Raw genomic sequence first — 8,193 nt, 5'->3', positions numbered from 1 at the left:
TTCGAAAGTCCAGCCGCTGTCTATGGGGGAGGTGGGGGTAACGGGGCCGGTGGAGGTAGTGTCGGTGCCACCTTTGCCGGAGCAGGAGGTGAAGATGAGTAGGAAAAGAGGGAGGAATCTTGCGAGCATAAGCTTAAATTTTTATTACCGGCATTTCATCGCTGCCGAAGGCAGCGATGAAATGCCGGAGGCGGGGTTTAAAGCAACCAAAGGCTGCTTTAAACCCCGCTATGATTATTGTTCTTCCAGGAACTGGATATTTGACAGCGTCATACCACCGGTACCTAATGTACCACCGGAGCTACCGCCTTTTATCAGTACCCAGACAGTATCAGCCTTGGAAAACTCCATATAGCCATTCTTACCTTTTCCGCCACCATCACAACCTATTGCAGCAATATTGCCATCGAATGGAATGGTACCGCAGCCAGACCAGGTATTCATAGCTACATATTTAGTGCCACCATAATCTTTGCCCTGAACTGGCGCGATGGTGTCACAATATACTTCCAGCCAGCTATTGGTAGCACCTGAGCCTTTGATATTCGCAGCAAAAGTATAAGGTGTATGTGCCTTTACCATTACCTGCTGGTAGATGGCACCATTGGTATTGCCGGTATTGGAGAAATTCAATGTACCATTTGTGTTGGTAATAGTGGTTTGCGTGCCACCGGTATTCAGGATTGTCCAGTCTGTTGCATGCAGCAAATCGATGGTAGGTGCATCGTTGGCAATCGTGATTTTCTGTGCAGTGGTGGCATAACCACCATTGGTGAATACGGTCAGTTGTACGGTATATTCTCCTGCTTTGGAGAAATGCAATGTGTCTGATTCCCCCTTGGCAGTAGTTCCGTCGCTGATCGTCCAGTTCCAGATAAAACCTCCTTTGGTAGTAGATGCTACCACTACCCTATTCGGATTGGATGACAGGGGTGTAGCGGTGAAAGAAGCGGTGGGCAAGGCCCCCAGCTCTTTTGTAGATGACTCCGGCGTGCAGGCCGGCATAGCGCAGGACAACATAGCTGCCACTGCCAAAGTACCTATATAGCGTTTCATGTAATTCAGTTTGATGTGTTATTTAGTTCCGCCCCATTCTTTGCTTTGTTCCAGCTTTGTATTTTCCAGCTCTAACAATGGAATTGGCAAGATTTCATGCTTACCAGCTACAAAGCCACGGCTACCCAGTACTGAAGGTGCCCTGCCAGTACGCACCAGGTCGAACCAGCGATGACCTTCGCCAGCCAGTTCCAGTCTTCTTTCATTGAAGATGTTGTCGTCTGTCGCTTCGATAGCAGTGAGTCCTACACGGGCACGTACAGCGTTCAGCAGCTGGTAAGCCCGGGTACCGGCGCCACCGCCCTGACCTGCTTTTACGAGTGCTTCAGCTTCCATGAGGTACGTATCGGCTAAGCGGATTTCGTACAGGTCCTGTGGAAAGTTCAACTCAATATTACCACCACCGGTTGTTTTATTGTAGTTGAAGCCGATGAGCTTTTGCAAAAAGTAACCGGTATTCTTGTAACCAGGTTCATAGCTGGCAATGCCATTGGCCTTTAAGCTATCCAGGTTGGCAACGGTATAGGGATAACGGGGATCATAGTGAATAGCATCAAACAGTTCTTTGGTCACTACCAGGAAACTCCATCCTGATACATAATCAGGAGCACCAGCTTTCAGGGCTTTGTAACCTCTTGGGCCTACCATGATGTTCAGCACATTTCCTTCAGTACAAGCCACGCAATCCCATGAACCTGCAGAGGAAGCAGTAAATGCTACTTCGAAGATAGACTCACTGTTGAACTTACTACCGTTGTCTGACTTCCAGAGATCACCGAAGTTAGCCAGGAGGTTGTAACCATATTTTGCATTGGTACTACCAGGCACTGTACCGTTTACTTCGGCCAGTTCTGTTACAGCAGCGTTATAGTTTTTCTCATAGAGATATACTTTACCTAACAGGGCGTGAGCAGCACCTTTGGTAGCACGGCCACCTTCGGTAGCCACAGGTACCTGGTCAGGCAGATTGGTTTCTGCAATAGCAGCCTGCAGGTCTGTTTCAATTTGTTTGTACACTTCTTCAGGAGTAGCCTGCGTTACATTGTACATATCACTGGTAGAAACAGGTTTGGTAAAGAGTGGTACATTTTTAAACAAACGCACCAGGTCGAAGTAGAAGAATGCACGGAGATATTTTGCCTCTGCAGTATAACGGGCTTTGGTCGCGTCGTCCATTGGCACACCTGGTAGTTTCTCCAGCAGCGTGTTTACGCGGAAGATACCGGAAAAGCCTTTCTTCCAGAGTTCATCCTGCGGGCCCTGATCAGGTGTCAGTGTATAGTTAGAAAATACCTGGAAGGCAGTTACGTCATTGGCACCACCACCACCTGCAAGGTGGTCGTCAGAACCGGCGTTCATAGCACCTACTTTGGTCACATAGTTACCACCCTGCCAGCCTACTACATCGTAACAGGCCACCAGTCCGTTGAAGGCCTCTGTCTGGTTTTTGTAATAGTTAGCTTCGAGGTTGGTGCCTTTTGGTTTTACTTCAAGGAAACTACTGCTACAGCCGCTCATCAATTGCAGGCCGATAGCGAATGTCAATATATGTGGAATGTATTTTTTCTTCATTGTAATTTGCTTTTATCAGTTTATCAGAAAGTAGCGTTCACACCCAGCATGAAGGATCTTGCCTGGGGATAGATACCCCTGTCGATGCTGAATACGCCGCCCCCGATTTCAGGATCGTAACCGGTGTACTTCGTGAATGTGAGCAGGTTTTCGCTCATTACATAAATTCTGAATTTCTCAATGCCCACTCTTTTGGTGATGGAGGTAGGAATAGAGTAACCCAGTTGTAAGGATTTGATCCTGCAATAGCTGCCATTTTCCAGGTAGAAATCGGAAGGATTGGTAAAGTTCCTGTTAGGATCTGTAGATATCAGTCTTGGATAGTCGTTTGTAGAACCTTCGCCTGTCCAGCGGCCCAGGGCTTTTGTCTGCCAGTTGGCATTCAGGATGTCCAGGCGGCGAAGCCCCTGGAAGATCTTGTTGCCAGCGGAGCCCTGTATGAATACTACGACGTCGATACCTTTATAAGCAGCATTGATAGTACCACCATATGTCCAGGTAGGTGTAGGATTGCCGAGGAACTGACGGTCAGCTTCAGTGATGGAACCATCACCATCGGTGTCTACCCAACGAAAATCGCCTGGTTTTGCATCCGGCTGAATTTTACCACCTGCTTTGCTGGTGTAGTTATCCACTTCGGCCTGTGTCTGGAAGATGCCGTTTGTTTTGAAGCCATAGAAGCTGTTCAGCGGCTGGCCCAGGGCAGTGCGGGTGATAGGATAGCTGGATGACTGGAACGTCTGACCACCGGAGAGGTAATTAATACCTTTACCCAGGTTAGTAACCTTGTTAGTAGTATAAGAAACGTTTGCATTTACATTCAGTTCTACTTCGCCCAGTTTTTTGTGATAACCCAGTTCCAGTTCCACACCGGTGTTCTCCATGTCAGCTACGTTTGCAGCGGGGTTAGAGATGGCACCAACGTATGAAGGTATGCGTGGGTTCTGAAGGATGTCTTTTGTCACCTTTTTATACCAATCGAAGGCTACCCGGAAGTCGTTGTAAACAGTGGCTTCAAAACCGACGTTGGTCTGGCTGGTGGACTCCCATTTCAGGTCAGGGTTAGAAGGTGCATTCGGGCTGTAACCGATCAGGTAACTACCTGAATTACCGAAGGCATAGTTTCGGCCGCTACCGATGGTAGACAGGTAAGCGAAGTCACCGATGTTATCATTACCTACCACACCGTAACCACCTCTCAGTTTGAGGAAATTTACGATGTTCTGCTGTGGCCAGAAACCTTCTTTAGAGATATTCCAACCCAGTGAGAAGGATGGGAATGTACCATACTTGTTGTTGGCGCCAAAGCGGGAAGATCCATCACGACGTACGATACCTTCTACCAGGTACTTTTCATCGTAGGCGTAATTTACACGGGCAAAGAGTGAAGAGATCCTGTGGTCAGCACCTTCGCTACCATCGGAGGTACGGTTGTCTGAAGCTACTTTGAAGTTCATGCTTGCTTCTTCAAAAGTGTTAGCAGGCACGTCGTAGAAAGTAACCGTGGTCGCTCTTGTACGGTTGTCCATATAAGCACCCTGACCTAAGAGGATGGTGAAGGAGTTCTTCCGGATATCTTTTGTATAAGAAGCGGTATTTTCTATGTTCCATGCAAATCCTGAATTCTGACTACGTGAAAAAGAAGTACGGGAAGAGATGGTAGAAGAGTTCAGGTAAGAGATGGGTGTGAAAGTCTCAGATCCCCAGAAGGCGATTTTGGAGCCGAGGGTAGAGCGGAGTTTCAGCCCTTTGATTGGCACAATTTCCAGGTAGGTATTACCTACGATGTTGTGTGACCAGCTATAGTTGCCCAGGCGTGTGGAAATATAGGCGAGTGGGTTAGTGATCTCCTGTCCTACTGCGCTGGATATACCGTAAGGATTGCCATTTTTATCACGGCGGATACCGGTATTGGTATAAGGTGCAGCAGCGGCTACAGCCGGATCGGTAATTACCGCAGGGGTAGTTGGATCCAGGTTGATAGCGGAACTGAGCGGACCACCAAATTCGCTGTTGGTATTACCTACGCCCAGGGCTTTGTCGTAAGCATAGCCTACGTTTTCGCCAAAGGTCACAAACCTGGACAGTTTGTGTGTAGAGTTCAGACGCAGGTTAATGCGTTCGTATTTAGAGATGTCGGTTGCTACGATACCGTCCTGTTTCAGATAACCGAAAGAGGAATAGAAAGTAGACTTGTCATTACCACCGCTCACACTTACTTCGTGGTTCTGGCGTGCAGCGCTGTTGTTGAAGATGAGGGACTGCCAGTCGGTGCCTTTACCTAAAGAAGCAGGGTCTGCGTAGACGATGCCATTGCCGGCAGCTACAGAAGCTTCATTGCGCAGGGTAGCATATTGGGTGGCATTGAGGAGTTTCAGTTTGCGGGCAGGTTCAGAGTTACCATAGTAACCATTGTAATTGACCTGCAGGGTGCCTGCTTTACCTTTTTTGGTAGTCACCAGGATTACACCGGCAGCAGCACGGGCACCGTAGATGGCCTGGGAAGCAGCATCTTTCAATACTTCGATAGATTCGATATCGTATTGATTTAAGTAACCGATACCGCCATTGTCTACCACTACCCCATCGATCACCCAAAGTGGATCATTGTTGTTGAAAGTGGTAAGACCTCTTACGCGAACGGTGGCACTGGAACCTGGCTGACCGGAACCGGCAGCGATGGTAACGCCGGAGGTACGGCCCTGGAGGGCTCCTTCGAGGCGGGTAACAGGCTGACTTTCCAGGTCAGAAGCTCTCACGCTGGAGATGGCGCCGGTGACAACGCTTTTCTTTTGAACGCCATAACCTACCACGACAGTTTCGGTGAGGGCTGTCTGTGCTATTTTCAGGCTAAAGTTCATAGATGCCTTGGTGACTGCCCAGGTTACTGTTTCGAAGCCGAGGGCGCTCACCATAAGGGAGCTTCCCTGGGGAACTTTGACAGCGTAGAAACCCGTGACATCGGTAGCAGTGCCAGCTTTGCCATCTTTTTGGCGGATGCTGGCGCCGGGAACCGGTTCACCTTTCTCGTCCGTGATACGGCCGGTGACAGTAATAGTAGTATCGGCGGCAGGTTTGGTTTCGGGCAGGCTTTTTACAATGATGCGGGTGCCATCTACCACATAGGAGAAGGGCTGATCATGAAGAGCGATGTCCAGGACCTGTCGTACCGGTACGTTTTTAACCTCAATAGTGACAGGATGAGCTGTAGCCAGCAAATCTTCATCATAAATAATGGAGATACCTGCCTGACGGGCTACTGATTTCAGCACCTTCTTGAGGGGTGCTTTTGTTTCAGACAGGGATATTTGCTGTGATAATCCTTTTGCGCTGATCTGTAGGCAGGCCACTAGCAACAAAAAGGTGGTCAGTTTCATAACGAGTAATATTTGACTTCGGAAAACGTGGATTCCGAAATAATTTTTGGTTGATGAGCACTTCCGGGAATAGGAAGTACTACCACATAAGTTTAAATCCATACTTTTGTAGTGTTTGGGAATTTGAAATCAATAATTCGTAACGGGATGTTGTTTTCTTTTGTGTCCAGACATTATTTACCGGGAGTGTTGCAAGCGCTTCCGGTATTTTTGTGTTTGGACACGCCTGATTAATTAGTTTCTGCTACTTCCATAACGTTGTTTTAGGTTTTAAAATGACTGGTGTATTTTACGTGGATGACCAGCCTTATTTGACAGTTAATTTTCTTCCAACAAGTTCGAATACAGGTCCATTTGCTTCCAGCATATGGAGGATGTCAGAGAGGGGAAGGCTTCGGCTAATGCGGCCGCCGAGGAGCTTTTCGTTGCCTTTCTGATTGTAATTAATATCTATATCGTACCACCTGGAGAGTTGTCTTAGTATATCTGACAGGCGGGCGTTGTCGAATTCAAAGAAGCCGGTTTTCCAGGCGATGACTTGTTCTATATCTGCATCGCGGATGGTGATCTGGCCGGTAGAAGGGTCCATCACGGCCTGCTGACCGGGGAAGAGACGTTTGTCGTTCACCTTTACGGCGCCTTGTACAAGTGTGGTGTTTACGCTTTTTTCGTCTGAGTAGGCCATGATGTCGAAGGCGGTACCGAGTACCTGAACTTCCATGTTATTGACCTGGACGATGAAAGGTTGTTTGGCGTTGGGGGAGACTTCGAAGTATCCCTGGCCGGTGATGTCCACTCTTCTTTCATTTCCATTGAAGGAGGTAGGATAGCGGAGGCTGCTGGCGGCGTTGAGCCATACGTGGCTGCCGTCGGGCAGAATTATGTTGAACTGGCCGCCCCTTGGAACGGTCAGTGTATTATAAACGGTGGCTTCGTTGGTGGTTTTGGAGGCGTATTGCAACTGGCCGTTTTTTTGGAGTACGGTGGTGGTGCCCTGGAGGATGGTTTGGTTGCCGGCGGAGTCGAGGATGACGGTGGAGCCATTGGAAAGAGTGAGGATGGCTTTGTTGGTGCCGGGGGCGATGGCGGTAGTGGCGAGTTGTGTTTTAGTTAGTTGGGAGGCAGGTTGTTTGAGTATAAATAATAGCAGTACGGCGGCGGCTATTGAGGCAGCGGCGTAGTACCAGATGTGTTTTATTTTGGTTTTGGTTGTTGTGATGGATTGCAGCAGTTTGGTTTCAATGCGGTCAGAGATTTCAGCGGGGATTTCCGGCTGATCGGTGAGGGCTTTTTGAAATTCCTGTTGCATGGTTTTCAGGAGCGCACGGTGTGAGCCGGAGGTTTGCAGCCAGTTGTACAGGTCTGCGGTTTCAGCTGCATTACATTGACCGTCAAGGTATTTTGTGAGCAGTTTTTCGTAATGTTCCGTGGTTGATGACATAAGATTTATATAGGTGTCTGTATATATTATCCGGAAATGGAGGTTGAGGGTACCTTGGGGAGAAAGTTTTTTTGAGATTTTTTTTGGGGGGATTTTTTTGAGGGACTTTTTTTGGGGAGGTTCTTTTTTAATTAAACATCTTCTGCTTTTTAATTAAGCATCTTCTGCGCTACATAAATAGCCACCATGATATCTCCATAACGGTGAACGTATTCATATATGAACCGCATACTGAGCACCATATGTTTTTTAACGGCATTGCGGGAGATACCGAGTAGTTCGGCAGTTTCGTCATAACTTCTACCTTCCTGCCGGCAGAGTTGGAATACCCGTAACCGTTGGGGTGGCATTTGGGCCAATGCTTCCTGAAAAAGCCTGTCGTATTCTTTGGCTCTGACCATTTGTTCGGGGGTGGAGGAAACGGGTTCATTGAGTTGTGAGAACAGTTGTTCCCGCATGGCCTGATCGGTCGCTAATTTGTCAATGGTTTTAATTACATGATTACGGGCAATACGGTACAGGTATCCTGAAAAAGACAATTGAGGATTTATACGGTCTCTGATTTCCCAGATTTTCAGAAATACGTCGTGGACGAGGTCTTCCGCCAGTGAAGGAATTTTGCAAAACCGTAATAGGTATATGTAAAGAGAAGCGTGATAATGACGGTAGATCGTTGAGAACGCGGATTCATCTCCCTGCTTCATTTTGATCAGCACTTCTACTTCTGATGGCATACGATCCATAATT

At 47.9% G+C, this 8,193-nt stretch carries 5 protein-coding genes; all 5 read right to left on the bottom strand.

Translation table 11 applies throughout. The features are described from left to right. Positions 1-234: 234 nt before the first annotated feature. Positions 235-1,056 carry a PKD domain-containing protein gene (locus ABDW16_RS27445; RefSeq protein ID WP_343674258.1) on the bottom strand — a complete coding sequence of 274 codons (822 nt, stop codon included), beginning with the start codon at positions 1,054-1,056 and terminating at the stop codon, positions 235-237. 18 nt (positions 1,057-1,074) lie between these two features. Further along, positions 1,075-2,628 (bottom strand): RagB/SusD family nutrient uptake outer membrane protein, encoded by a 1,554-nt coding sequence (locus ABDW16_RS27440; RefSeq protein ID WP_343674256.1) that lies wholly within the window; start codon positions 2,626-2,628, stop codon positions 1,075-1,077. A gap of 23 nt (positions 2,629-2,651) precedes the next feature. Continuing rightward, a complete protein-coding gene (locus tag ABDW16_RS27435; protein WP_343674255.1) occupies positions 2,652-6,005 on the bottom strand; it encodes a TonB-dependent receptor in 3,354 nt (1,117 codons plus the stop codon). Between the two features lie 307 nt (positions 6,006-6,312). Further along, entirely contained in the window at positions 6,313-7,446 is a 1,134-nt protein-coding gene (locus tag ABDW16_RS27430; protein WP_343674253.1) for a FecR domain-containing protein, read from the bottom strand. Positions 7,447-7,595: 149 nt separating this feature from the next. After that, positions 7,596-8,180 carry an RNA polymerase sigma-70 factor gene (locus tag ABDW16_RS27425; protein WP_343674251.1) on the bottom strand — a complete coding sequence of 195 codons (585 nt, stop codon included), beginning with the start codon at positions 8,178-8,180 and terminating at the stop codon, positions 7,596-7,598. Positions 8,181-8,193 lie beyond the last annotated feature (13 nt).

The organism is Chitinophaga sp. (assembly GCF_039596135.1).
Taxonomy (GTDB): domain Bacteria; phylum Bacteroidota; class Bacteroidia; order Chitinophagales; family Chitinophagaceae; genus Chitinophaga.
The sequence above is the reverse complement of the archived record's forward strand: the minus strand, read 5'-3'. Positions and strand labels throughout refer to the sequence as shown.

Bases quoted from the DNA above. Each gene is read 5' to 3' on its own strand.
- ABDW16_RS27425 (WP_343674251.1), bottom strand. From the start codon at position 8,180: ATGCCATCAGAAGTAGAAGTGCTGATCAAAATGAAGCAGGGAGATGAA.
- ABDW16_RS27440 (WP_343674256.1), bottom strand. From the start codon at position 2,628: ATGAAGAAAAAATACATTCCACATATATTGACATTCGCTATCGGCCTG.
- ABDW16_RS27445 (WP_343674258.1), bottom strand. From the start codon at position 1,056: ATGAAACGCTATATAGGTACTTTGGCAGTGGCAGCTATGTTGTCCTGC.
- ABDW16_RS27435 (WP_343674255.1), bottom strand. From the start codon at position 6,005: ATGAAACTGACCACCTTTTTGTTGCTAGTGGCCTGCCTACAGATCAGC.
- ABDW16_RS27430 (WP_343674253.1), bottom strand. From the start codon at position 7,446: ATGTCATCAACCACGGAACATTACGAAAAACTGCTCACAAAATACCTT.